General features: G+C 68.5%; 25 protein-coding genes. 6 read left to right on the top strand and 19 right to left on the bottom strand.

The genetic code is table 11. From position 1 onward, the window contains the following. Positions 1–48: 48 nt before the first annotated feature. On the top strand, positions 49–765 hold the full coding sequence (gene sodC / locus BW971_RS08405; RefSeq protein WP_076478495.1) for a superoxide dismutase[Cu-Zn]: 717 nt from the start codon (positions 49–51) through the stop codon (positions 763–765). A 27-nt stretch (positions 766–792) separates the two neighbouring features. Beyond that, positions 793–1941 carry a glutamate--cysteine ligase gene (locus tag BW971_RS08400; RefSeq protein ID WP_076478493.1) on the top strand — a complete coding sequence of 383 codons (1149 nt, stop codon included), beginning with the start codon at positions 793–795 and terminating at the stop codon, positions 1939–1941. Between the two features lie 43 nt (positions 1942–1984). Here the strand turns inward: BW971_RS08400 and BW971_RS08395 are convergent, their stop codons facing one another. The 10 genes from BW971_RS08395 to BW971_RS08350 form a co-directional block, all read right to left on the bottom strand. Continuing rightward, complete coding sequence (locus BW971_RS08395; RefSeq protein WP_200799388.1) at positions 1985–2593, bottom strand: hypothetical protein; 609 nt, start codon at positions 2591–2593, stop codon at positions 1985–1987. A gap of 11 nt (positions 2594–2604) precedes the next feature. Continuing rightward, positions 2605–3411, bottom strand: a complete 807-nt coding sequence (locus BW971_RS08390) for a MerR family transcriptional regulator (protein ID WP_200799387.1) — start codon at positions 3409–3411, stop codon at positions 2605–2607. Beyond that, positions 3411–4175 (bottom strand): ABC transporter permease, encoded by a 765-nt coding sequence (locus BW971_RS08385; protein ID WP_076478491.1) that lies wholly within the window; start codon positions 4173–4175, stop codon positions 3411–3413. The genes BW971_RS08390 and BW971_RS08385 overlap by 1 nt, the downstream gene beginning before the upstream one ends. Then, on the bottom strand, positions 4172–4984 hold the full coding sequence (locus BW971_RS08380; RefSeq protein WP_076478489.1) for an ABC transporter ATP-binding protein: 813 nt from the start codon (positions 4982–4984) through the stop codon (positions 4172–4174). Before BW971_RS08380 ends, BW971_RS08385 begins: the two co-directional genes overlap by 4 nt. Positions 4985–5144: 160 nt before the next feature. Further along, positions 5145–5474 carry a monovalent cation/H(+) antiporter subunit G gene (gene mnhG / locus BW971_RS08375; RefSeq protein ID WP_076478487.1) on the bottom strand — a complete coding sequence of 110 codons (330 nt, stop codon included), beginning with the start codon at positions 5472–5474 and terminating at the stop codon, positions 5145–5147. Then, entirely contained in the window at positions 5464–5742 is a 279-nt protein-coding gene (locus BW971_RS08370; RefSeq protein WP_076478485.1) for a monovalent cation/H+ antiporter complex subunit F, read from the bottom strand. The genes mnhG and BW971_RS08370 overlap by 11 nt, the downstream gene beginning before the upstream one ends. Next, entirely contained in the window at positions 5739–6503 is a 765-nt protein-coding gene (locus BW971_RS08365) for a Na+/H+ antiporter subunit E (protein ID WP_076478483.1), read from the bottom strand. The genes BW971_RS08370 and BW971_RS08365 overlap by 4 nt, the downstream gene beginning before the upstream one ends. Then, positions 6503–8110 (bottom strand): Na+/H+ antiporter subunit D, encoded by a 1608-nt coding sequence (locus tag BW971_RS08360; protein WP_076478481.1) that lies wholly within the window; start codon positions 8108–8110, stop codon positions 6503–6505. Before BW971_RS08360 ends, BW971_RS08365 begins: the two co-directional genes overlap by 1 nt. After that, positions 8107–8706 carry a Na(+)/H(+) antiporter subunit C gene (locus tag BW971_RS08355; RefSeq protein ID WP_076478479.1) on the bottom strand — a complete coding sequence of 200 codons (600 nt, stop codon included), beginning with the start codon at positions 8704–8706 and terminating at the stop codon, positions 8107–8109. The genes BW971_RS08360 and BW971_RS08355 overlap by 4 nt, the downstream gene beginning before the upstream one ends. After that, complete coding sequence (locus BW971_RS08350) at positions 8703–11657, bottom strand: Na+/H+ antiporter subunit A (RefSeq protein ID WP_076478863.1); 2955 nt, start codon at positions 11655–11657, stop codon at positions 8703–8705. Before BW971_RS08350 ends, BW971_RS08355 begins: the two co-directional genes overlap by 4 nt. A 161-nt stretch (positions 11658–11818) precedes the next feature. Here BW971_RS08350 and BW971_RS08345 point away from each other — a divergent pair, with 161 nt between their 5' ends. Together BW971_RS08345 and BW971_RS08340 are read left to right on the top strand one after the other, a co-directional pair. Further along, positions 11819–12259, top strand: a complete 441-nt coding sequence (locus BW971_RS08345; protein ID WP_076478477.1) for a hypothetical protein — start codon at positions 11819–11821, stop codon at positions 12257–12259. Positions 12260–12402: 143 nt separating this feature from the next. Further along, positions 12403–12912, top strand: a complete 510-nt coding sequence (locus BW971_RS08340) for a hypothetical protein (RefSeq protein WP_143690264.1) — start codon at positions 12403–12405, stop codon at positions 12910–12912. Between the two features lie 3 nt (positions 12913–12915). On the opposite strand, the gene BW971_RS08335 is transcribed toward BW971_RS08340, so the two are convergent. The 4 genes from BW971_RS08335 to BW971_RS08320 form a co-directional block, all read right to left on the bottom strand. Further along, complete coding sequence (locus tag BW971_RS08335; protein WP_200799386.1) at positions 12916–13866, bottom strand: CDP-alcohol phosphatidyltransferase family protein; 951 nt, start codon at positions 13864–13866, stop codon at positions 12916–12918. After that, positions 13863–14615, bottom strand: a complete 753-nt coding sequence (locus tag BW971_RS08330) for a phosphatidylserine decarboxylase (protein ID WP_076478473.1) — start codon at positions 14613–14615, stop codon at positions 13863–13865. The genes BW971_RS08335 and BW971_RS08330 overlap by 4 nt, the downstream gene beginning before the upstream one ends. 65 nt (positions 14616–14680) lie before the next feature. After that, positions 14681–15916 carry a molybdopterin molybdotransferase MoeA gene (gene moeA, locus BW971_RS08325; RefSeq protein WP_076478471.1) on the bottom strand — a complete coding sequence of 412 codons (1236 nt, stop codon included), beginning with the start codon at positions 15914–15916 and terminating at the stop codon, positions 14681–14683. Further along, a complete protein-coding gene (locus BW971_RS08320) occupies positions 15916–17295 on the bottom strand; it encodes a dipeptidase (protein ID WP_076478469.1) in 1380 nt (459 codons plus the stop codon). Before BW971_RS08320 ends, moeA begins: the two co-directional genes overlap by 1 nt. A 63-nt stretch (positions 17296–17358) precedes the next feature. Here BW971_RS08320 and BW971_RS08315 point away from each other — a divergent pair, with 63 nt between their 5' ends. After that, a complete protein-coding gene (locus BW971_RS08315; RefSeq protein WP_076478467.1) occupies positions 17359–18180 on the top strand; it encodes an HAD-IIA family hydrolase in 822 nt (273 codons plus the stop codon). Here BW971_RS08315 and BW971_RS08310 read toward each other — a convergent pair whose 3' ends face one another. Both BW971_RS08310 and BW971_RS08305 read right to left on the bottom strand, forming a co-directional pair. Next, positions 18181–18642, bottom strand: coding sequence for an SRPBCC family protein (locus tag BW971_RS08310; RefSeq protein ID WP_076478861.1), 462 nt, complete (start codon positions 18640–18642; stop codon positions 18181–18183). It abuts the gene before it with no gap. 56 nt (positions 18643–18698) lie between these two features. Beyond that, positions 18699–20180: an FAD-dependent monooxygenase gene (locus tag BW971_RS08305; protein WP_076478465.1), complete on the bottom strand. Its 1482-nt coding sequence runs from the start codon at positions 20178–20180 to the stop codon at positions 18699–18701. A gap of 72 nt (positions 20181–20252) precedes the next feature. Here BW971_RS08305 and BW971_RS08300 point away from each other — a divergent pair, with 72 nt between their 5' ends. After that, positions 20253–20882 (top strand): TetR family transcriptional regulator, encoded by a 630-nt coding sequence (locus tag BW971_RS08300; RefSeq protein WP_083709520.1) that lies wholly within the window; start codon positions 20253–20255, stop codon positions 20880–20882. A 25-nt stretch (positions 20883–20907) separates the two neighbouring features. On the opposite strand, the gene BW971_RS08295 is transcribed toward BW971_RS08300, so the two are convergent. Genes BW971_RS08295 through BW971_RS08285 form a run of 3 tightly spaced genes read right to left on the bottom strand, consistent with a single transcriptional unit; the run spans position 20908 to position 24199 of the window. After that, positions 20908–21840, bottom strand: coding sequence for an N-acetylglucosamine kinase (locus BW971_RS08295; RefSeq protein ID WP_076478463.1), 933 nt, complete (start codon positions 21838–21840; stop codon positions 20908–20910). A 6-nt stretch (positions 21841–21846) separates the two neighbouring features. Beyond that, positions 21847–22971, bottom strand: a complete 1125-nt coding sequence (locus BW971_RS08290) for an acyl-CoA dehydrogenase family protein (RefSeq protein ID WP_076478461.1) — start codon at positions 22969–22971, stop codon at positions 21847–21849. Between the two features lie 55 nt (positions 22972–23026). After that, positions 23027–24199: an acyl-CoA dehydrogenase family protein gene (locus tag BW971_RS08285; RefSeq protein WP_076478857.1), complete on the bottom strand. Its 1173-nt coding sequence runs from the start codon at positions 24197–24199 to the stop codon at positions 23027–23029. Between the last annotated feature and the right edge of the window lie 22 nt (positions 24200–24221).

The following is a 24221-nucleotide window of genomic DNA, read 5'->3' as shown; positions in this document are numbered from 1 at the left end:
ATCGTCCGGCACAGATGAGCAGCCCCTCACGAGCAGGAGAACCCGCAGATGACGCACCGCCCGCTTCCTCGTCACCGCTCGCTCGCCCGTCCGGTGGGTCGCGCGGCACTGCTGCTGGCGACGGTGTCGGCCGCGGGGTTGGCCCTCGCCGGTTGCGGCAACGGTGAGGAGGCGTCGAGCGCGGAGGGCACCACCCCGGCGGTGACGTCGGGGGTGCAGGCGCCGATCGGGCAGCCCGGAGAGAACGGCGCACAGGAGAGCACCGGCACCGGTGCGGCGAAACTGACCGCGTCGCTCATCAACCCGACGGGTAACCAGATCGGCACCGCCGAGTTCGCCACCGCAGGCGACGGGGTCCAGGTCACGGTCAGCGTCCGCAAGGACAGCGGGTTGTCGGCCGGTTTCCATGGCGTGCACCTCCACACCAACGGGGTGTGTGAGAACAACTCGACCGCGCCCACCGGCGGTGCCCCGGGGGCCTTCCTGTCCGCGGGCGGGCACCTGCAGGTCAACGGTCGCACCGAGCATCCCTCCAGCGGTGACCTGACCTCGATCTTCATCACCTCCGACGGCAGCGGCGAGCTGACCACCACCACCGACATGGTCACCGTTCCCGAGATCACCGGGAAGTCGATCATGATCCACTCCGGTGCCGACAACTTCGGCAACATCCCCACCCGGTACGCGCCGACCCCGGACAAGGAGACGCTGTCCACCGGCGACGCCGGGTCCCGCGCCGCCTGCGGTGTGTTGACCGCCGAGTAAGTGCCCGCCGACGCCGGGGCCGGCCGTATGGGGTCGGGGCCGATCCAGGTCGAGCCCATCGAGTTCCGGGCTTCGCCCGAACCGACGCTGGGGGTCGAATGGGAGCTGGCCCTGGTCGATCACACCACCGGAGATCTCTCCAACACGGCCGCCGCTCTGTTCGAGCGGGTCAGCGCGGGTGGCGATCCGGGGTCGCGCGAGCGAATACACAAGGAATTGCTGCGCAACACCGTCGAACTGGTGACCGGGGTGTGTCACACCGTCGGCGAAGCCGTCGAGGATCTGCGCCAGACGCTGGGCACCGTGCGCGGATTGACCGGCGACCTCGGTGTGGATCTGTACGGTGCGGGGACCCATCCGTTCGGTGAGTGGTCGACACAGTTGCTGACCCCCGGGCACCGGTACGCCGAGCTGATCAACCGCACCCAGTGGTGGGGACGGCAGATGCTCATCTGGGGAGTGCACGTACACGTGGGCATCGACCGTCGCGACAAGGTGTTGCCGATTCTGTCGGCAATGCTCAGTTACTACCCTCATCTGCTGGCACTGTCCGCGTCGTCGCCGATGTGGTCGGGTCAGGACACCGGATACGCCAGCAACCGCGCGATGATGTTCCAGCAGTTGCCGACCGCGGGGCTGCCTTTCCAGTTCCACGAGTGGTCGGAGTTCGAGGCGTTCGTTGCGGACCAGAAGACCACCGGGATCATCGATCACCTCAACGAGATCCGTTGGGACATCCGTCCCGCTCCCCATCTGGGCACCATCGAGGTGCGCATCTGCGACGGGGTGTCGAATCTGACCGAGTTGGCCGCGCTGGTGGCGCTGACCCACTGTCTGGCGGTGGACCTGGACCGGCGGTTGGAGGCTGGGGAGCGGCTGCCGAACATGGCGCCGTGGCTGGTGCAGGAGAACAAGTGGCGCGCGGCGCGATACGGACTGGACGCGATCATCATCCAGGATTCGGCGTGTCACGAGCGGCTGGTCACCGACGACGTCTCCGACCTGCTGATCCGGTTGGCGCCGGTGGCCGAATCGCTGGGTTGCGCAGACGAACTCGCCTCCGTGCGCGACCTGATGGCCAGCGGTGGTTCGTACCGTCGCCAGCGAGCGGTCCACGACCGCGCTGGGTCGATGCGTGATGTGGTCGCGGGCGTGGTGGCGGAGTTGGAACGTTAGGACGGCGCAGGTGCGTCGGCCGATCGGACAGCGGTCGCCGGCCTCATCGTGCGGTCTCGGGCGTGTCCGGTGTGCCGAGCCGCTCCAGCAGTCCGCGACGCAGACCTGCGATGGTGAGGACGTCGACGGCCTCGCCGGCGGTGCGGGCCAGCCAGACGTGGGTGACGGGTGCGAGTCGTAACCGCATCAGGATGCGTGTACCCGCCGTGGCCGGGATGGGGCGCAGCGTGATCGACCACGTGAGATGCGTGCGCCCCCGTTGGGATCCGTAGACGAGGTGACGGGGGGCATCGACGTCGAGGACGGTGAACGTCTCGTCGCGACCACCGTAATCGGGGATCACGCTGCCGACCCGAAGATCCTGCCATCGGTCGTCGAGGTGCCGGACGGCACGGCGGCCCGCGGGAAGGAATCGTTCCACACCGCGCGGCAAGTACCAGCCGGCTCGTCGTTTGCCGAGCTGCATCAACCAGGGCCAGACGAGGTCGGGAGCCACCGGGACCGAGAACGCGCGGTCCATGACGACAGTCGGTGAGTCGACCACCTGGTCTCCCGGCCGCGGTTCGGCTCGTTCGGCAGCAGTGGCTGCGACGCTCCACCCGACACCGGTCCGTACCACCTCGTGACCGTACCCCGGTCCGACGCCGGGCACCGTCGTGATCCTCAGTCCCGCCTCTCCATCCAGCTCCACCCGGTCCACCCGCGTTCGGCGACCAGCTTCTGGATGCGCAGGAGCACCGGGTTCGCCGGAAAGGCCAGGGAATCCATCAACGTGACCAGGTCGCGATCGGCGGTCAGCTCCCGATACCGGTCGAGTTCCCCTCGGGCCGAGGCGTCCTCGTGGCTGGCGACGATCAGGTCGGCGATGTCGGCGAGGAGTTCGTCGTCGTCTTCGCGCCCGGGCAGACACTTCACCAGTTCGTACAGTCGAGCGATGGTCGGATCGTCGAGCTGACGGGTCTTGTCGGCCATCACTCTGTCCACCGCATCCGGCCAGCGCGCGGCGAACATGATCCACATATCGCGTTCGGGGGCGATCACTCGCTCGGTCAGACCCCGTGCGCGTAACCGATCCAGGTAGTCGGCGACGACGTCGGGTAGCGCCACGCGATCGGCATCCGCGGCCAGCTCCGCGATCTGACGACGATGGCGCTGCAGGGCGCTGATGTCGCGACGAAGGCCGTCGTCCACATCGGCGAGGGCCGCCGCGAAGGTATCGGGATCGGCGTCCAGCAGCTCACGGATACGCGACAACGGGACCCCGGCCCCGGCCAGTGTCCGGACCCGGATGAGACGCACGACGGCGGTGGCGTCGTACACCCGGTAGCCGGAGGCGTTACGGTCCGGATCGGGAAGCACCCCCTGGTGGTGATAGTGGCGAATGGTGCGAGTGCTGACACCGGCGTAGGCGGCGAGTTGGCCGATGGTCAGCACCACCGGCACCGCACGATGCTCAGAGCTGTCGCCCATCACCGGATTCTCGTGCGGTAGACGTGAGTCGCGACGAGATAGGCCACCGCCAGCAGGCCGACGCACCACACGAGCGCGATCCACACGTCGTCGCCGACGGGATGCTGGGTGAACAAGTTGCGGATGGCGTTCACGATCGCGGTCACCGGTTGGTGTTCGGCGAACGCGCGCACCGGGCCGGGCATCGACGCGGTGGGCACGAAGGCGGAACTGATGAACGGCAAGAAGATCAGCGGGTAGGAGAAGGCACTGGCTCCGTCGACCGTCTTGGCGGTCAGTCCGGGGATCACGGCCAACCACGTCAGGGCCAGGGTGAACAGCGCGACGATACCCACCACGGCCAGCCATGCGGTCACATCGGCGTGGGTGCGGAATCCCATGGCCACCGCGACGAGGATCACCACGGTCACCGAGATGAGATTGGCGATCACCGACGTCAACACGTGCGCCCACAGAACGGCCGAACGGGCTATGGGCATGGATTGGAACCGCTCGAAGATCCCACCCCGCAGATCCAGGAACAACCGGTAGGCGGTGTAGGAGATCCCCGACGCGACGGTGATCACCACGATCCCGGGCAGCAGATACGTGACGTAATGGTCACCGCCGCCGGTGGTGATGGCGCCACCGAGGACGTAGACGAACAACAGCAACAACATGATCGGGACGACTGCGGTGGTGATGATGGTGTCGGGGCTGCGCGCGATGTGACGCAGCGACCGGCCCAGCAGAGTCGCGGTGTCGGCGATGGCGTGCGACCTCATCGGATGTGACCCTTCGTATGCGACGCGCTGTCATCGGCGCCGGCCTCTCTGGTCAATGCGAAGAAGACGTCCTCCAGAGTCGGCTGCTTCTCCACGTACTCGACCGTGGTCGCGGGCAACACCTGCTTGAGATTGTCGAAGGTGTCGTCTGCGATGATCCGACCGTGATGCAGGATCGCGATCCTGTCGGCGAGATGTTCCGCCTCGTCGAGATACTGGGTGGTGAGCAACACGCTGACCCCGCTGCCTGCCAGCCTCGAGATGGCATCCCACACCTCGATCCGCGCCTGCGGGTCGAGCCCGGTGGTCGGTTCGTCGAAGAACACCACCTCGGGATCTCCGATCAGACTCATCGCGATGTCCAGGCGCCTGCGCATCCCACCCGAATAGGTGCCCGCCTTGCGGTCCGCCGCGTCGAGCAGCGAGAACCGTTCCAGCAGGGTACGGGCGGCGTCGGTGGGGTGCGGGACATGGCGCAGTCGCGCGATCAGCACCAGGTTTTCCCGACCGGTCAGCACCTCGTCCACGGCCGCGAACTGTCCGGTCAGACTGATCGCCTCACGAACGCGCGCGGCATCGTCCGCCACGTCGAAGCCCGCCACCATCGCCTCGCCACCGTCGGCACGGGTCAGGGTCGCCAGGATCCGCACCAGCGTCGTCTTGCCCGCACCGTTGGCCCCCAAGAGCGCCACGATGCGACCGCGATCGACACGCAGATCGACCTCACGCAGCACCGTCACATCTCGATAGGACTTGGAGACCCCGCGTACCCGGATCGCCGCATCACGCTCCGCCACCTGTTCCGTCATACCCCAGAGAGTGCGACATTGACGCTGCGTCAAGGTCAAGAGCACGCTTGTCGCCATGTTTCCCGCAGTAGTGCTTGTTTCCTGCTGATGTTCCTGCGGGAGACCACGAAAATTGCGGGGAACGGATTTCCCGCAGTTCTCGTGCGCCCACCTCGCACGGTCAGTCAGCGCGGCGCGAGTCCAGTTTCTCGGCGATCTCACGGTCGAGGGCGCGTTGCTCGCGATAGACCAGGCGTCCGATCCGATGGGCGACCACCGGCGCGGTGATGAGCGCGAACAATCCGGACAGGACCAGCATCCCGGTGTCGATGCTGCGGCCGAGCCGGATCATCGCGCCGACCAGGATCAGCAGCAGCCCGAAAGTCTGAGGCTTGGTGGCCGCATGCATCCGGCTGAGCGTGTCGGGGAAGCGCAGCACGCCGATCGCGGCGGTGAGCGCGAGCAGCGCGCCGGTCACCACCAGCACGCCGGCGACGATGTCAGAGATCATCGCGGCGCACCTCGTCGTCGCGGACACGGAACCGAGCGATGGACACCGAGCCGACGAAACTCAACAGGGTCAACGCCACGATCGATGCCGCGACCGTCGAGTCCAGGCTGACCGCCACCCACAGACCCAGTCCACACATGGCCACCGCGATCAGCGTGTCCAGCGCGACCAGTCGATCCAACGTGTTGGGACCGATCAGCACCCGCACCGTGGTGATCAGCGCCGCGGCGAGCAGCATCGCGCCTGCGACCCACCAGACCACGTTCATGAGCCCTCCCGGATCTCGGCCGGCCGCTCGCTCGCCGCCATCCGCTCGGCCGGTATCACAGCGTGGAAGTCGTCGTCGACGCCGTGGTACGGACTCGGCCGCCACTCCGACTCACGTTCGAAGGCGCGGGTGAACAGCCGCTCGACGGTGGCCATCTGCTTGTAGAACTTGGCGACGCTGCGGTCGGAGCTGACGTCGATGACGTGCACGTACAACAACCGGCGTCGGTGGTCGATCTCCAACACCATGGTGCCGGGCACGAGGTTGATGTAGTCGACCGCGAGGGTCAGCACCATGTCGGAACGGATGGCCAGCCGGGTCCGGAGCACGGCGCCCATCGGCGGTCGCGGCCGAACGGTCAGCCACGCCACCTGTGCGCTGGAGATGAAGAAGTCGACGATCAGCCTGCCCAGCAGGTCGAGCACGACCAACGGGTGTACACGGCCCTCCACCGGCACTCGGGGCAGCGGGAGCAACAGGGTGATCAGCAGCCCGACGCCCAGCCCGGCCAACACATTTCCCCAGGTCAGAGTGCCCCACAGAAGTACCCACACCGCGGCCAGCCAGACCAGCGTACCGAGTCGGACCGCTATCTCACGGTTGTCGGACCCCAGGAACCGACCCAGGTGTATGTGCGTCTTGCCCCACACCACCGCCCGGGTCAACCCCCAGGCCAACCGCATGAAGTTCACCCGCCACGCGTAGTGCAGGCGGGAACGCAGTCGACCGCGCTGATACGGGTCGCGTCGTGAACCGGGCATCAGTGACCACCTCCGAGGACGGCGTCGAGATAGTTGGAGGGATCGCAGAGGTTCACCGCGGCGGTGTCGGTGAAGTCGAAGATCGGACCGGCCCAGAACGTCAGCGCCAGCCCCGCGGCGATCATCAGCATCGTGGGGATCACCATGCCGATCGGCATCCGACCGACGTCGGCGCGCTGGTCGTAGGCGATGTCGGCCATGTCGCCTTCGGTCATCAACGACGACGGTCCGGCGTCGGCGAGATCACCTTCGGGGGCGTCGGCGCGCGGTCGCCAGAATGCCTTGGTCCAGATCCGTGCCATCACGTACAGCGTCAACAGACTGGTCACCACGGACCCGACGATGAGCGCAATGGCCAGCACACTGCCGTCCCGGGTGCCTGCCTCCATCAGCGCGACCTTGCCGATGAAACCGGAGAACGGCGGGATGCCCCCCAGATTCAACGCCGGGATGAGGAACAGCACGGCCAACAGGGGACTGGCGATCAACCCGCCGAGGCGACGCAGCGACGCCGAGCCGGCCTGTCGCTCGATGAGTCCGACGACGAGGAACAGTGTGGTCTGCACGAGGATGTGGTGGGCCACGTAGAAGATCGCCGCGGCCAGTCCGACCTGATCGGACAATGCGATGCCGAAGATCATGTAGCCGATGTGGCTGACCAACGTGAACGAGAGCAGTCGCTTGATGTCGGCCTGCGAGATGGCACCCAGGATCCCGACCAGCATGGTCAGCAGGCCGGCCACCAGCAGCACGTTGTCCATCGAACCGCCGGGGAACAGCAGCGAATGAGTCCGGATGATGGCGTAGACACCGACCTTGGTGAGCAAGCCGGCGAACACGGCGGTGACCGGAGCCGGTGCGGTGGGGTAGGAGTCCGGCAGCCAGCTCGACAGCGGGAAGATCGCGGCCTTGATGCCGAAGGCGACGAGCAGCACCGCGAACAGCGCACCCCTGGTGCCCTCGGGGACGTCGCGCAACCGCACCGCGATCTCGGCCATGTTGAGCGTGCCGACGGCCGCGTAGATCAAACCGATGCCGGCCAGGAAAATCATCGACGAGACCATCGAGACCATCACGTAGGAGACGCCCGCCCGCACGCGGTCGGCGCTGGCGCCGAGGGTGAGCAGCACGAAGCTGGCGGCGAGCAGCACCTCGAACGAGACGTACAGGTTGAACAGGTCACCGGCCAGGAAGGCGTTGCACACACCCGCGCACAGCACCAGATAGGTGGGCAGGAAGATCGAGACGGGCTGGTTCTCGCCGCCGTCGCGGATACCCTGCCCGACCGCGTACAGCACCACGCAGAGCAGCACCGCGCTGGACACCACCAGCATCAGGGCGGCGAGTTGGTCGACGACGAGCGTCACCCCCAGCGGCCCGCTGCCGGTACCCCTGCTGTCCCATCCGCCGACGTCGAGGGCGTAGGTGCCTTCCCGATCGGTGAGGACGAGCAGCAGGCAGGAGTCGACGAACACCGCCACGATGGCGGCGACGGTGATGCTGCGCTGGATCCTCGGGCTACGACCCATGAACAGGGTGATGGCGGCGGCGCCGAGCGGGATCAGTGTCGGCAGCACGATGAGGACGGGGAACCAGGAGGTGGTCATGCGGTGGTCACCTCCGGGTCGGCTCCGTCGTCCGGGTCGGTGTCGTCGGGATCGTCGTCGTCGGGGGTGTCCTCGGGTGCCGGCAGCACATCCGTCTCGAGCAGATCGCGCCTGCGGGCCTTGACCTGTTCGGCGCTCAACCGGTTGCCCTCCTCGTCGAACATGTCACCACCGGGGGTGTCGGCCAACGTCTGCGGGTTGTCGGAGCGGTCCCGGTCCGGTGCCGTCGACAGCGACTGCTGCCGGGCGAGTTTGACGTCCTCGGGATCGTCGTCCACCTCGTCGTCAGTGTTGATCACGAACGACCGGTAGGCCATCGACAACACGAAGGCGGCGACCCCCATGCTGATCACGATCGCGGTGAGCACCATGCCCTGCGCCAGTGGGTCGGCGTCGGCACCGCGACCGTCGGAGTCGCGACCGATGATCGGCGGGTTCCCCATCGCGCCAGAGACGGTGATGATCAGCACGTTGAGCGCGTTGCCGATCATCAGCAGGCCGAGCAGCATTCGGATCAGGCTGCGTTCCAGGACGAGGTAGACGCCACAGGCCGCGACCAGACCCGCCACCACCAGCAGTCCGAGGTTCACGCTCATCGGGTCACCTCCTGCGGTGCGGATGGTTCGGCGGGTTCGACAGTGGGGTCGGGTGCCACACCGGCGCGACTGGGTTCCAGTTCCAGCCGCGCACCCAGGCTGCGCAGGACGTCGAGGATCAGGCCGACGACGATCAGGTAGACGCCGAGGTCGAAGAACAGTGCGGTCACCATCTTGACGGTCCCGATCAGCGGCAGGTGAACGGTCAGCACCGCCGAACTCAGGGCGGGCGCCCCCAGGAGCAACGACACCACCGCGGTGGTACTCGCGATGGCCAGCCCGAGACCCAGCAGACGACCGGCGTCGATGGGCAGCGCCTCACCGAGCTCGTAGCGACCGCCGGCCAGGTAGCGCAACACCAGTGCCATACCCATGGTCAGGCCCCCGGCGAATCCACCTCCGGGCGCGTTGTGTCCGGAGAAGAAGAAGTACACGGAGAGGACCACCATGGTCGGGAAGATCAGCCGGGTGGTGGCCTCCAACACCATCGAGCGATGGCGCGGGTTGCGGAAGGTGCTGCCGCGCAACCAGGTGGTGCGGCTGGTGGCATCGACCGAGGAGTCGGCGTCGACCTCGGCGTCGGTGCGCGCGGCGTGCATCCTTGCGGCGTCGGCCACCCGGGGCGCCGAACCGAACCGGCGGCTGCGGAAGACCATCGACGCCACACCGGTGGCGGCGACCAACAGCACCGACACCTCGCCCAGGGTGTCCCAGGCGCGGATGTCGACCAGCAGTACGTTCACCGCGTTGGACCCGTGACCGAAGTCGTAGGCGGCCCGCGGAATGTGCACGCTGATCGGCGTCGTGCTGCGGGCGGCCGCGGCGAAGAGCCCACCGACCACCAGCAGGGTGCCGAACGCCAACCCGATCAGCGCGCGCAACGGTTTGAACCCCGTCTCGTGGCGTGCCTCGGCCTCGGCGGGCAGCTTGCGCAGCACCAGCACGAAGATGACCAGGGTCAACGTCTCCACCAGGAACTGGGTCAGCGCGAGATCGGGGGCCCCGTACAGCGCGAAGATCATGCCGGCGCCGTAACCGGTGATCCCGACCACCAGAGTCGCGGCCAGACGGTTGCGCAGCACCGTCGCCGCGATCGCCGCGGCGACCATGATGATCCCGATGACCAGCTGGTAGACCGACTCGAAGCCGTCCGGTGCGAGACGGTTGCGAGCCCCCAGGAACAACATGACCGTGGGGAGCAGCACCAGGGTGGTGATGATGACGCCCTGCGTCACGGGCAGCGAGCCGCGCTGGGTGAACCGGGTCAACGTGAACGAGAGGGTGTCGGCGAACCGCAGGGACGCGTCGTAGATGCGGTCGGCGTTGCCCAGCGGCGGGCGGCGGAAGGTGAGCCGACGCGACCGGATCAGCAGGAACAACACCGCACCGGCCCCGATCACCACGGCGGAGAACGCCAGCGCGAGGGTGAACCCGTGCCAGAGGGCGAGGTGCTCGATCTCGCCGTCGAAGTCGGGGAGGGTCTCGGCGTACGGCTCGAACAGGGGGCTGATCAGCGACGCGAGGATGCCGCCGAGCAGACCGAGTACGGCGAGCACGGCCGCGGGGGCCTGGAACGCGACGCCGGGACGGTGCATCCCGGCCACCGCGCTGCTGGGCTTGCGCCGCACCTTGCGACCGAACGCGCCCCACAGGAAACGGGTGCTGTAGGCGAAGGTCAGCACCGAACCGGCGACCAGGATCAGGGTGGCGCCGATGGCCTGCCAGTGGCTGAGCGCGTGGGTGTGCCAGACGGTGCTGAAGGCGGATTCCTTGCCCACGAAGCCCAGGGTGACCGGCACCCCGGCCATCGACGCCGCGGCCAGGGCCGCGATCACCAGGAGTCCCGGTGCCTCGGCGCCGAGGCGGGCGAGGCGACGGATGTCGCGGGTTCCGGTCGAGTGGTCGATGATGCCGACCACCATGAACAGGGCGGCCTTGAAGAAGGCGTGCGCGACGATCATCGCGACACCGGCCAGCGCCACGTCGTCGTCGCCGATACCGACCAACACCATGATGAACCCGAGTTGGGAGACGGTACCGAAGGCGAGGATCAACTTGAGATCGAACTCGCGCAACGACCGCCAACCGCCCAGCACCATCGTGAGCAGACCCAGCCCCACCACCATCACATGCCAGACAGCCCCCGACGAGAAGCCCGGCGCCAAGCGCGCCACCAGGAACACCCCGGCCTTCACCATGGCCGCGGCGTGCAGGTACGCGCTGACCGGCGTGGGCGCGGCCATTGCCCCGGGCAACCAGAAGTGGAACGGCACGATGGCCGACTTGCTCAGCGCACCGATCAGGATCAGCGCCACCGCCACCACCACGTAGGTGCCGGTCGGAGGGTCGGCGAGAACGTCGGAGAACAGGAAGCTGCCCGCACGGATGCCGAGCATCACGATGCCGACGAGCATGGCCAGACCACCGAAGGTGGTGACCAGCAGTGCCTGGGTCGCGGCTCGACGTGACGTCGCGCGGTAGGCGTAGAAGCCGACCAGCAGGAATGACAGGACAGTGGTCAGCTCCCAGAACACGTACATGACCAGCATGTTGTCGCTGCACACCAGGCCGAACATGGACCCGGCGAAAGCCACCAGCTCACCGGCGAACCGGGCGACACTGCGACGTGAACGGGGGCCGCTCTCGGCGTCGTAACTGTCGAAGTACTGCGCGCAGTAGCAGAGCACCAGCGCACCGACGCCCAGCACCAACACCGACAACACCGCAGCCAGGTCGTCGAAGCGCAGCACGATGTCCATCTGCAGGGTGGGAACCCACCGGATGGTCTGCACCGCGGTCTCCGACCCGGCGCTGGGCCACTGCGTCAGCACCCACCCCACCGACAGCGCGGGTGCGAGGGCCAGCAGGTAGAAGCCGCGGGGGCCGAGCCAGGTGATGATCGCAGGTGCGGCAATTGCCGTGAGGGTCAGTGCGAGGAGAACTGCGACCAAGGGTGGCACTCCGTCTGTGTGATGGGCGGGGTGTCGCGGGCGGCGTACCGACATGGCTTCCCGGTCACCCGCGTACCCAGTCTACCGGTGCTGGTCGCGGCGTCTCCGGCTACCGTGGCTGCTCGAGCGGTGGTCGCGAGCGGGTGTGGGAGGGTTCACGGATGAGGTCTGGTGGGGCACGGACGCCCGTAGTCGGGGTGCTGGTGGCGATGCTGGCCGTGGTGCTGGTCGCCGGGTGCGGTGCGGGGAGCGACAAGCCGGGGCCGTCGTCGGGCTCGGGTGTCACCATTCCGGCCGACCTGCCCACCGGTGACATCCCGCTCATCGACGGCACGGTGCTGGCGGCGGGTGGTTCCAAGGCCAACGGATGGAACCTCACCATCCAGGCGCGGTCCGGATCGAAGGATGCGCTCGATGCCGCGGTCGGCACATTGACCGCGGCCGGGTACACCGAGTCGAGCCGGAGCGGGACGTCGGGAGCCCGGGTGGTGCTGCTCGACGGGACCAAGAAGGGCACCCACTACTTCGTCCAGGTCGGGGCCGCACCCACGGCGACCGGTGGCGCGAACTCGGTCTACTACGAGATCAGCACCGGCAGCTGACGCGCGATGCGTCGACCCGGCGCACACCTGATTGCCAGGATCGTCACAGACGGTCGCAAGTTCTGCTCCGTACCAAGTGATCAGACCGGCAGATCGCCGGACCGCGGGTGCCGTGCCCGCCGATCGACGAGGGTGAGAACTCCATGTCCCAGCCAGCAGCCGCAGCGCATCCCTACGACCAGCGTTCCCAGGTCGCGGAAGCCCCGACCGCGCCACGGGCAGGGGTGGCCGATGCCCACAACCCGAACGACCCGGCCGCGAACACCCCCGGCGTGCAGACCTTCAGCGTGCGCAACGTGGTGGTCGCCGGCGCGGTGGCGATCGGGCTGCTGTTCACCGGCATCGGTTTCGGAGTGGGGTACTGGGCGGGTCATTCCGGATCGAGCAGCACGCAGCAGGGACCCGGCGGCAGTCAGATGAACAGCCCGTTCGGCGGCCAGATGGGTGGCGGCCAGATGGGCGGTCAGATGGGTGGCGGCCAGATGGGGCAGGGCCAGATGGGTGGCCAGTCCGACGGCACCCAGTCTGGCACCGGGCAGTCGGGCACGGGAACCCAGCAGCAGGGCACCGTACCCGGCAGCGGTACCGGCAGCAGCTCGGATCTGCAGGTGCCCGACGGTCAGACCGGCACCCAGGGCTCGTTGAGCAGCTAGCGATCAGCGTGGTCGTCGGAGGCCCAGTCGGGCCTCCGACACCCGCGGTCGCGGTCTGCGGGCCCGACGCATCGCCTTGCGCTCCGCCCGACGCTCGGAGGGGGCGTAGTCCCAGGTGTCGGGTCGGGCGCGTACCCAGCTCTGCGTCCGCCAGGCGAACGGGATGTGCAGCAGGTAGGCCGCGATCGCCAGCAACATCAGCAGATACGGGTAGGTGACCAGCAGTGCGGCCGCCACGGCGACCACGAACAGGATCGCCGCCAGCGCCCGCTGCGGGACCGCCCACGACTTCAGCGACGCGGTGGGGATGCGGCTGACCGCCAGCAGTGCACTGAGCACCGTCCAGACCGCCACCGCGGTGGTGCTCTCCCACCAACCGTCGCCCCACTGCTGCCGGCCCGCCACCGGTGCCAGCGCGATGATCGCGGTGGCCGGAGCGGGTACGCCCACGAAGAAGCCCTTGCTCCACTCGGGCTGATCCTCGTCGTCGGCGAGGATGTTGAACCGCGCCAACCGCAGCACGATCGCGCAGCAGTACACCAGCGCGAGCACCCACCCGACGTTGTTGTCGCGCATCAGCACCAGATAGATGGTCAGCGCGGGCGCGACCCCGAAGTTGATCGCATCGGCCAGCGAGTCGAGTTCGGCGCCGATCTTGGTGGTCGCCCCCAACAATCGCGCGACCCGACCGTCGAGACCGTCGAGCAGCGCTGCTGCCGCGATCATCGCGATCGACAGGTCCACCCGGTTGTCGAGGGCGAACTTCACCGAAGACAGACCGGCACAGATCGCGAGCACGGTCAGCGCTGACGGCACCAGCAGCCGACCGCCGCCACTCAACGCCGACGGCACCGACATCCGACCCGACGGGGGGAACGACGACTGTCGCCTGGTCGGGCGGCGGCGCGGGTGGGAACCGGGTGGGCGGTCGGGTTTGGGTGCGCGGACGCTCATCGGTCCGAGCCCGTTCCGTCGGTCGAAGGGAGGGTGGCGAACACGGTCTCGCCGCCGACCGCGCGTTGACCGGGTCGGACCAGAAGTTCGGTACGCGCGGGCAGGTACACGTCGACGCGAGAGCCGAACCGGATCAGGCCGTAGGTCTCACCAACGCTCAGTCGGTCGCCCGACTCTGGGTCGCAGACGATGCGTCGCGCCAACAAACCGGCGATCTGCACCACCGCGATCTCCTGGCCGCCTTCGGTGCGGATGGCCATGCTCTGCCGCTCGTTCTGTTCACTGGCCGCGGGCAGGTCGGCCGACAGGAAGGATCCGGGGGTGTGCACCGAGCGCGTGACCGTGCCGGTGCTCGGGGAGCGTTGCACGTGCACGTCGAGCAGCGACAGGAACGTCGAGACCCTCGGCAACGGCAGGTCGGGCCAGCCCAACTCCGCCGGGGGTGTCGCGGTGTCCACGAGCGTGATCTCGCCGTCGGCGGGTGCGACCACCGCGCCGGGCGTCGACGGCGGCACCCGATCGGGGTGCCGGAAGAACGCCGCGCAGGCTAGCGCGGTGGCGGCGGCGGGCGTACGGATCCAGCGGTGTCTGCGGCCGGCCACCGCGACGCCGCCCGCGGCGGCGACGAACGGTAGCCCGGCCGGATGCATCGGCGGCACGGTGTGGCGGATCAGCTCGACGACGTGCGCGATCCCGCTGGTGTGCGCGGTGACCGCGCGGGGGTCGTCGATGGGTGGGCGTCTGGCCACGATGTCCTCTCGGCGGTCCGGTCGGCAGCGGTCAGGTCGGATCAGGGGTCGGGTTCGGACAGCGATCAGGCGGAGCCGTCATCGATCAGGATGACCTCGGCGAGGTCGCCGCGGGCGAGGTTCTCGGTGTCCGTGCCGACGTCGATGAGGGCGTTCGCCGCGGCGAGGTACCGCAGGTGATGCGACGACGGCGGACCGATCGGGTCGACCACCACCCTCCCATCCTCGATGCGGATGATGCCGCGTCGGAACTGTCTCTTGCCCGCGGGGGAGTGCAACGGTGCGGTCAACTCGGCGGTGGTCCGCTCGCGATCGTCGGCCAGACCCATCGCCCGGCGCAGCGGTGCGCGCAGGAACACCTCGAACGAGACCTGTGCGCTGACCGGGTTGCCGGGGAGGGTGACGATCGGCACCGACTGTCCGTCGGGGCCGCGGATCCGACCACACCCCTGCGGCATCCCCGGTTGCATCGCGACCTTGACGAACTCCACCCCGTCGCCCGCGAGAGCGTCCTTGACCACCTCGTAGGCTCCGGCGCTCACCCCACCGGAGGTGACGATGAGGTCGCACCCGCGTTCGTCGGTGATGATCGCGTCGAGCCGTTCGCGGAACTGCGCGACGTCGTCGGGGACGAAGTGCTCCTGACGGGCGATGGCTCCGGCCTCACTGAGCGCCGAGGTCAGCATCACCCCGTTGGACTCGTAGATCTGTCCGTGCCGCAGAGGTTGTCCGGCCGCCACCAGCTCCGACCCGGTGGACACCACCACCACCCGCACCGGCGCGAGCACCTCCACACCGGGCAACCCGAGGGCGGCCAGCAACCCGATGGCCGGCGCGTGCAGCACCGTACCCGCCGGGATCGCGAGGTCGCCGACGACGATGTCGGAACCGGCGGTGCGCACCGAGGCGCCCTGGGCCACCGACGCGTGGACGGCGACCGACTGCAGTCCCGCGTCGGTCTGCTCCACCGGCACCACGGCGTCGGCGCCCGACGGCAGCGGTGACCCGGTCATGATCCGGTGCGCGGTGCCGGGGTCGAGGTACAGCGGGTCGGTGCGACCCGCCGGGATGTCCGCGGAGACCGGCAGCGTGACCGGGCTGTCTTCTGCGGCAGCGGCGATGTCGACGGCGCGCACCGCGTACCCGTCCATGGCCGAGTTGTCGAAACCGGGCAGGTCAACGGTCGCCCGCACATCGGCTGCCGTGATCCGCCCCAGCGCGGCGGCGAGCGGGACCACCTCGGCCCGCGGCGGGGGGAACAGGCCGGCGACCACGTGCTGGTGTTCTGAGACGGTGCGCATCATCGGGCGCGCAGCGAGTCGATGAAGATCGCCTCCGCGAGCGCGGTGCGCTCGATCTCACCCGGGTCGACGCTCTCGTCGGGGGCGTGGATCCGGCAGCTCGGCTCCTCCACACCCAGCAGGGCGATCTCGGCTGCGGGGGCGATGTCCATCAACACCCCGGCCAGCGGGATCGACCCACCCTGGCCGCTGTGCACCACCGCGGCGTCGTAGGCACGGGCGAGCGCACTGCTCAGCACCTGGTAGAAGGGCCCGTCGAGGCGGGCGGCGAACGGTTGGCCGGTCATCTCGGTCCCGAAGGTCACCCGGGCCCGCCACGGGATGTGCGCACGCAGATGGTCGGCGAGCAGGTCGCGGGCCTCCTCGGCATCCACCCCCGCGGGCACCCGCAGGTTCAACACCGCCGACGCCCGCGGTCGGATGGCCGCCGCACAGTCGTCGGTGGGTGGCGCGTCGAGGCCGATCACGGTCACCGACGGGCGCGCCCACGTCATGTCGGCGGGAGTACCCGACCCCAGCAGGTCCACTCCGTCGAGAACGCCGGCGTCACCGCGGAACCGGTCGGAGGAGTAGGGGGCGCCGGTCCACACCTGGTCGGTGCGCAGACCGTCGATGGTGGTGTTGCCCTGCTCATCACGCAGGCTGGCCAACCCGGCGACGAGCGCGGCGAGGGCGTCGGGCGCGGCCCCGCCGAACTGGCCGGAATGCACCTCGGTACCGAGCGTCTCCACCGTGACATCGAGATTGGCCACTCCTCGTAGGTTGGTGGTCAGCGTGGGTGTGCCCACCTCCACGTTTCCGGCGTCGGCGATGACGATGACGTCCGCGGCGAAGAGTTCCGGCCGATCCCGCACCAAGTGTTCGAGACCCTCGCCCCCGGCCTCCTCGGATCCCTCGACGACGACCTTCACGGTGCAGGGGATGTCGTCTCCGAGGGCGCGGAGTGCGGTCAGGTGTGCGACCACGTTGCCCTTGCAGTCGGCGGCACCGCGGCCGTACCAGCGTCCGTCGCGCTCGGTCAGTTCGAAGGCGGGAGAGTGCCAGTCGGCGTCCGGTCCGGCCGGCTGCACGTCGTGGTGGCTGTACAGCAACACCGTCGGCACCGGGCTGTCGCCTGCGGGCGCCTCCCGACGACCGAACACCGCGAAACTCCCGTCGGCGGTGTCCAGCACCTCGCTGGGCACCCCGGCGTCGGTGAACGCCGTGGCGACCCAGTCGGCGCTGCGACGGCAGTCGTCGGCCAGCTCGGGAACGCCGAACACGGTACGGAAGGCGACCATCGTGCCGAGGTCGTCCTGTGCCTGCGTCATCAGCGTCCGCACCCGGTCCCGCAGCGTCTGCGTGTCGGTCACACCGGTGTCGGGGGTGGAGTCGGGCATGGGGACAAGCATGCCAGAGCAGCAGAAACTGCAACGCACGTCGGTGAGCGATAGATTTTGCCCATGATCGAAGGGTTGTTGCTCGACATCGACGGGGTGATGGTGACCTCGTGGGAGCCGCTGCCCGGGGCCGTCGAGGCCATCACCACATTGGCCGACCGTGGGATGCCGCGGATGTTCCTGACCAACACCACGTCCAAGTCACGGGCACAGATCGCCGAACTGCTCAACCGCAACGGATTCGGCGTGCGGGCCGCGGAGATCCTCACCGCCGCCAAGCTCACCGCCGAGTACCTGCAGGCCAACTACCCCGGCAAACGGGTCTGGGTGCTCAATCAGGGTGACATCACCTCCGACATGGACGGGGTGAACCTGGTCGGCGGTGCCGACGGTCCGCCGACCGATCGCGACCCGGAGGTGGTGGTGCTCGGCGGCGCGGGCGACGTCTTCACCCACCAACTGCTGTCGCGGGTCCTCGACTTCTTGCTATCGGGGGTGCCGGTGATCGCCATGCACCGGTCGACGATCTGGTCCACCGACCACGGTCTGATGATCGATACCGGCGTCTACCTCGAGGGGCTGGAGAAGGCGTCGGGGAAGAAGATCCGGGCCATCGGCAAGCCGTCGCCGCTGGGCTTCCGCGCCGCGGTGGAGATGATGAAGCTGGAACCGACGTCGGTGCTCATGGTCGGCGACGACATGCACAACGACATCCTGGGCGCGCAGGCGTCGGCGCTGGTCGGCGCGCTGGTCCGCACCGGCAAGTTCCGGCAGGAGGCCCTGGTGCGGTTGCAGCGTGACGAGTTCGGTCCGGTGCCCGATCACGTGATCGGCTCCATCGCCGACCTGCCCGCGCTGGTCCAGAAGTTGTCGGTCGAGCCGTGATCAGGCCTGCTCGGACGCCCGCTTGATCTTGCCCAGCGTCTCGCGGATGCCCTCGCGCAGTTCGCTCTCGAAGGTCTCCTCGCCACCGAGCAGCTTGTCGATACCGATGCGCGATACCGCGGTGGTCTTGCCGTCCTTGGCCTCGCGCTTCTCGGTGAGCGTCACCCCGGTATCGGTGGGGGTGATGGCGAAACTCCACACCGTGTGGTTCTCGGTGACCCGGAACGCGATCTGACGAGCCGGTTCGAAGGCGACGACCTTGGCGGTGGTCGGCCAGAACATCGGTCCGCGCCGGTTGACGTTGATGGTCCTGGTGCCCAGCCGCACGTCTCCACCGAGGACGATCTGCCGGACGCACTGCGGGCTCCACTCGCTCATGCGCTTGAGGTCGGACACCACCGACCACACCGCCTCGGGGTCGGCGGCGATGTCGATCGAGTCCTCGATGAGCGGCGTGGCCATCAGTGATCCTCCGAAGAAATAGTGGGACAGGTGGGTCATGTCATGAGTGAGTCATGTCACTGTATGTGACAACGGTCATTGGCCGGTTCGTCGGGTCCCCTCTCGTCGGCGGAGGAGGTCCAGGCGACGTACCCGTCGGGCCGGACGAGGATGCGTGCGGGACCGGTGTACCCCGGGCGGGGTGTACCCGATACGACGTGCCGTGCGGTGGGGTGCGGCTCACCGTCGTCGCCGAGGTCGAACAGCACCCATCGGCCGTCGTCGAAGAAGTCCAGAGCACACCCGCCGGTCCCGTCGGCGGTCGTGATCGGGATGTTGGGCATGAACCCGCCGACCCACGATGCGGGGTCGGATCCGGGTATGCGTACATCGGTGGAGCTCAGTACTGCGGCCAGCCGCTGATTGACGTCCCGGATGTCCATCATCTCGGTGAACAGTTCGCGTAACGGGGTGACGCGGTTGTCCGGGTTCATCAGCGCGACCTGGGCGCGAGTGTTGTGCAGGACGCGCGCAGCCACCGCTCGGCGCTCGGTGGTGTAGCCGTCCAGCAGCGTCTCCGCAGTCGGGTCGTGCAGCCACGCCGCCAACTTCCAACCGAGATTGACCGCGTCCTGGACGCCGAGATTCAATCCCTGCCCGCCGAACGGAGAATGCACGTGCGCGGCGTCGCCGGCCAGAAGGACGCGACCGTGTCGATAGTCGTCGGCGATCAGGGTGTGGTCGGTGAAGCCGGTGCACCACCCGGTCTCGGTCGGCCACGCGACGCGCCGGCCGACGACGCGTTCCGCGGCCTCGCGCACCTCGTCGGCTGTGACGACGGCATGCCGATTCTCCGGCGCTCCGGTGAATTCGGCGACGATCACCCGACCCGGCAACACCTGGATGACCCCCGTGCCGGTGCGGTGCCATCCGGCCCCGGGATCCATCAGCAGATCCGGAACCCGCGCGACGGCCAAGCGCCCGGTCATGGTGGGCGGGGTGCTGGTCGTCGGGAAGCCGGTGAGGGTGCGCACGGCACTGCGACCGCCGTCGCAGCCGACGACGACGTCGGCGGTCATGGTCAGGTGGCGGTCGCCGTCGGTACGGGTTCGGATGCGCACTTCCGCGGCGTCCTGCTCGATGTCCACGAGGTCGACTCCCCGGGTGATCCGCACCCCCGATTCGACCGCCCGCTCCGTCAGCACCGCCTCTACATCGGACTGCTGGATCCCGAGCATGCCGCCGAACGCTGCGTCGACGTCGTCGATCCGTACCGTGCGCACACCTGCGAAGTGCGCCAGGGTGAGCTGACTGCTGGGCGCCGGAGCACCGCCGAACTGTTCGACTCGGGCGTGGCGCGCGCGTTCTCGCATGGGTTCGAGCAGTCCGCGTAACGCCAGGCACTCCATCGTGCGGGCGTTCAGTCCGAAGGCCTTCGAATGTGTCACCGGAGCGTCGAGCCGCTCGATCACCTCGACGGTCACTCCCTGCAGTCGCAGTTCGCAGGCGAGCATCAGACCGACCGGTCCGGCACCGACAACGATCACGGCACTGTTCATCGAACCTCCTCCTTAACGCGTTCAATCACATTCTAGATTAACGCGTTAAGTGACGCAGGATAGGCTGCACAGGTGGCACTCACCATGACGACGATCGTCGGCACCGCACTGGAGATGGCCGAGGCCGAAGGGATCGACGGGTTGTCGTTGCGGCGCCTGGCCGACCGGCTGGGGGTTCGCGCTCCCGCCCTGTACTGGCACATACCCGGCAAGCGCGCACTACTCGACGAGATGGTCGACGTCATCGTGCGGCCCGCGGTCCCCATCTGGAACAGCGCGCCCGTGTACGGGTGGGATGCGTGGCTGATGGGAGCCGCACGTGCGATGCGCGCGGCGTTACGTGCACACCGCGGCGGCCCGGCGATCGCCGTCGGTGCCGGGCTCGACCGGGCCGTGAACCTCGGTGTCTTCATCGAACGCACCGTCGCGGTGCTGCACGACCAACTGTCGATCGATCTCGGTGCTGCCACCCGGTTGGCCGGGGGGTTCAATGCGTTCGTGCTCGGCCGCATCGCCGAGGAGTCCGCGGTCCCCACCCTCGACGAGGCCACCGTGACCGCGCTTCGTGGACGCTTTCCATTGCTCGCCGAGGGTCTGTCGATGCGCGCGGCTCAGGGATACGCCGTCGGCGGCGACGAGGACTTCGACCTGTTGGTTCGCATCTGGATCGAGGGAATCCGCGCGGTGTTCGTGGTCGGGTGAACCCGCTCAGATGGCGTGAACTCGCTCAGCCGGCACTGTCGGCCCCGGCTTGCGCGATGAGCCGGCGCAGCGGACTCCGCGGGTCCACCTCGCTGAGCAACTCCACACCATCGAGGGTCTTCCCGATCGGCGGTTCGACAGCGGCCTCCGGCAGTGCCGCGATCACCAGCTCGACGAATCGGGAGCGGAGTCGGCGGTTGGAGCCGAGAACCTTCCCGACCCAGCTGACGCGCAGTTCGTGGCCTGTTGACCATCCGGCGCGTCGAGAACCTGCGACCACGGACTCGGTCAGCGCGGCGGCGGCATCGTCGATGATGCGCTCGGCCACCGCGTCTCCGCCGTCGGCGACCTCCGCCACGGTGCGGGCGAAACCGGCCACCGCCGACACCCGACCAGGGTCGGCCTGCACCCGCATGTACAGCTCCGACATCTCGCCGAACCGCTCGGCCGCGGCGTCCCTCAGCACCGTCGACTCACCCCGCCCGTCGTGGGCGCGCAACGCCGCATCCACCCCGGCGCGGCCGATCCAGAACGCGCTGCCCGCGTCACCGAAGAGGTACCCCCAGCCGTCCACGCGGGCCACACCGGTCGCGACGGCCAGCGTCACCACGCCGGTGCCTGCCGCCACCACCACCCCGTGATGATCGCGGTTGGCGGCCAGAAAAGCGGTCACCGAGTCGTGGGCGAGCGCCACCCGCCGCACCCCCAGGTGGGTCGCGGCGTCGAGCAGCGCATCGGGCCGCTGGGCGTCGGCGGTGAGCCCCGACAACCCCACCGCGATGCACTCGACGGTGTCCCCGGTCGACGTCAGCAGCTCCTCGGCGAGAGCCACCACCTGCGGCAGCACCGGCCGATCGGTGAGTATCGGGCGGGCGTCGTGGTCGCTGTGCGACCCGTCGTCGCGACGTAGCCGCAGTCGCGACCCGGTCTGTCCACCGTCGACGCTGAGTTGACTCACCGCAGGTCAGATCACGGTGAGCATGTCCCAGTCGGCGATCGACCGCGACAGTTGCCGCAGGTGTTCCTCGGCGCCGCCCAACGTGTGACCGATGGCCGTCAAACGGCTGGTGTAGTGGCCCACCGGGTACTCGACGGTCATCCCGATACCACCGTGCATCTGGATGGCCTCCTGGCCGATGCTGGTGGCCGAGCGACCGATCTGCAGTTTGGCCCGCGACGAGACGGTCGGGTCGACCCGGCCCTCCGCGAGGGTGGCGGTGGCGTACAGGCTGAGACTGCGGGCGAGCTCGAGCTTGACGTACATGTCCGCGGCTCGCTGGGTCAGCGTCTGGAACTTGGCCAGCGGCACCCCGAACTGCTTGCGCTGCTTGAGGTAGTCGGTGGTCAGATAGAGCGCCTTCTCCATCGCACCCACCGCCTCGGCACACAACGCCATCTGCGCGAACGCCTCGGCGTAGGCGATGGCCTCGGCGGCGTCTCCGGAACCCAGCCGGTGGGCGGGTGCGTCGTCGAACGTCAGCTGCGCACCGCGGCGCAGGTCGTGGGTGCGGTACGCGGTGCGGGTCACCCCGTCGGCGTCGGCGTCGGCCAGGAACAACCCGATCTCGTCGCCGGCGCGGGCGCTGACCACGATCTTGTTCGCGCAATCGCCGTGCAGCACCGGATTCTTGGTACCGCTGAGCACCCAGCCGCCGTCGCGTTCGGTCGCCGTGGTCGACACCTGCGCCACCGGCCACCGGTCGCCCGGTTCGACGTGCGCCCAGGCCAGCAACAGGTCGCCGGCGGCCACGTCGGTGAGCAGGTCGCGTCGCTGATCGTCGTCGGCGGTCCTGGCGATCAGCACCCCGGGCAGAAAGGCGCAGTCGAGCACCGGCTCGGGCGCCAGGCTGCGCCCGATCTCACCCAGCACCGCGGCGACCTCCACCGGGCCGGCGTCCATGCCACCGTCGGCCTCGGCGAACGGCAGGCCGAGGATGCCGATCTCGGCCAGCTGCTTCCACAGGTCGGTGCTCCACCCCAGGTCGGTGGCGGTCTGCGCGCGCAGCGTCTCCACGTCGTAGGTGTTGCCCAGTACGTCGCGCACGGTGTCGCGCAGCATCGTCTGTTCGTCGTTCAGTTCGAAGTCCATATGAGGTGTTCGTCTCCCGGTGTGAGGGGTGGCGGCAAGAGGGGGCGGCCGGCGGCTACAGGCCGAGGATGGTGGAGGAGATGATGGTGCGCTGCACCTCCGACGAACCGCCGTAGATCGTCGTCTTGCGGGTGTTGAGGTAGATGGGGGTGGCGCGCTGGGCCCAGTCCGGAGACCCGATGTCGGATGCGTCGTTCGGTAGCGAATCCACCCCGGCCACGTCCGCGAGCAGTTCCGTCGCGGACTGCTGCAGTTCGGTGCCCCGCAGTTTGATCAGCGACGACACCGGGTTGGGCTTGCCGTTGTCCGAGGCGCTCACCACCCGCAGGGTGGTCAGTTCCAGGGCAAGCACCTCGTTCTCCAGCTCGGCGATACGCGCGGCGAAAAGCGGGTCGTCGAGCAGGGTTCCGTCCGGCGTGGGGATGGACGCGGCGCGTTCCTTGGCCTGCGCGACGCGGTTCTTGATCAGGCCCACCCGGGCCACACCGGTGCGCTCGTTACCGAGCAGGAATTTCGCGTAACTCCAGCCCGCGTTCTCCTCACCGACGAGGTTCTCCACCGGAACCCGGACGTCGTTGAACCAGACCTCGTTGACCTCGTAGCTTCCGTCGATCAACTGGATCGGACGACGTTCGACGCCCTCGCTGTTCATGTCGATGAGCAGGAAGCTGATGCCCGCCTGCTTCTTCGGGGCGGCGGGATCGGTGCGCACCAGGCAGAAGATCCAATCGGCGTGCTGGGCCAGCGTGGTCCAGGTCTTCTGCCCGTTGACCACGTAGTGGTCACCGTCGCGCACGGCCTTGGTCTTCAGGGACGCCAGATCCGAGCCGGCCTCGGGTTCGGAGAATCCCTGGCACCACCAGATGTCGAGGTTGGCGGTCTTGGGCAGGAACCGCTGCTTGAGTTCCTCCGAGCCGAAGGCGGCGATCACCGGGCCGACCATGCTGACGTTGAACGCCAACGGGTCGGGTACGGAGGCCAGGATCAGCTGGTCGTGGTAGATGTGCCGCTGCACCGGCGTCCAGTCCTTGCCGCCCCACTCGACCGGCCAGTTGGGTACGGCCAGCCCCTCCTCGTCGAGGATGCGCAGGGCGGTGATGGCGTCGTCGGGCATGTTCGGCGCACCGGCGGCGGTGCGTTCCCGCACCTCCTTGGGAATCTTCGTGGTGAAGAACGTCCGCAACTCGTCGCGGAACTGCTGCTCGTCTTCGGTGAGTTCGAGGTGCATGCCCACAGTTCTACCCCGCGCA

The organism is Williamsia sterculiae (assembly GCF_900156495.1).
GTDB lineage: Bacteria > Actinomycetota > Actinomycetes > Mycobacteriales > Mycobacteriaceae > Williamsia_B > Williamsia_B sterculiae.
Note: the sequence above shows the minus strand (reverse complement) of the source record. Positions and strands in the feature narration are given on the sequence as shown.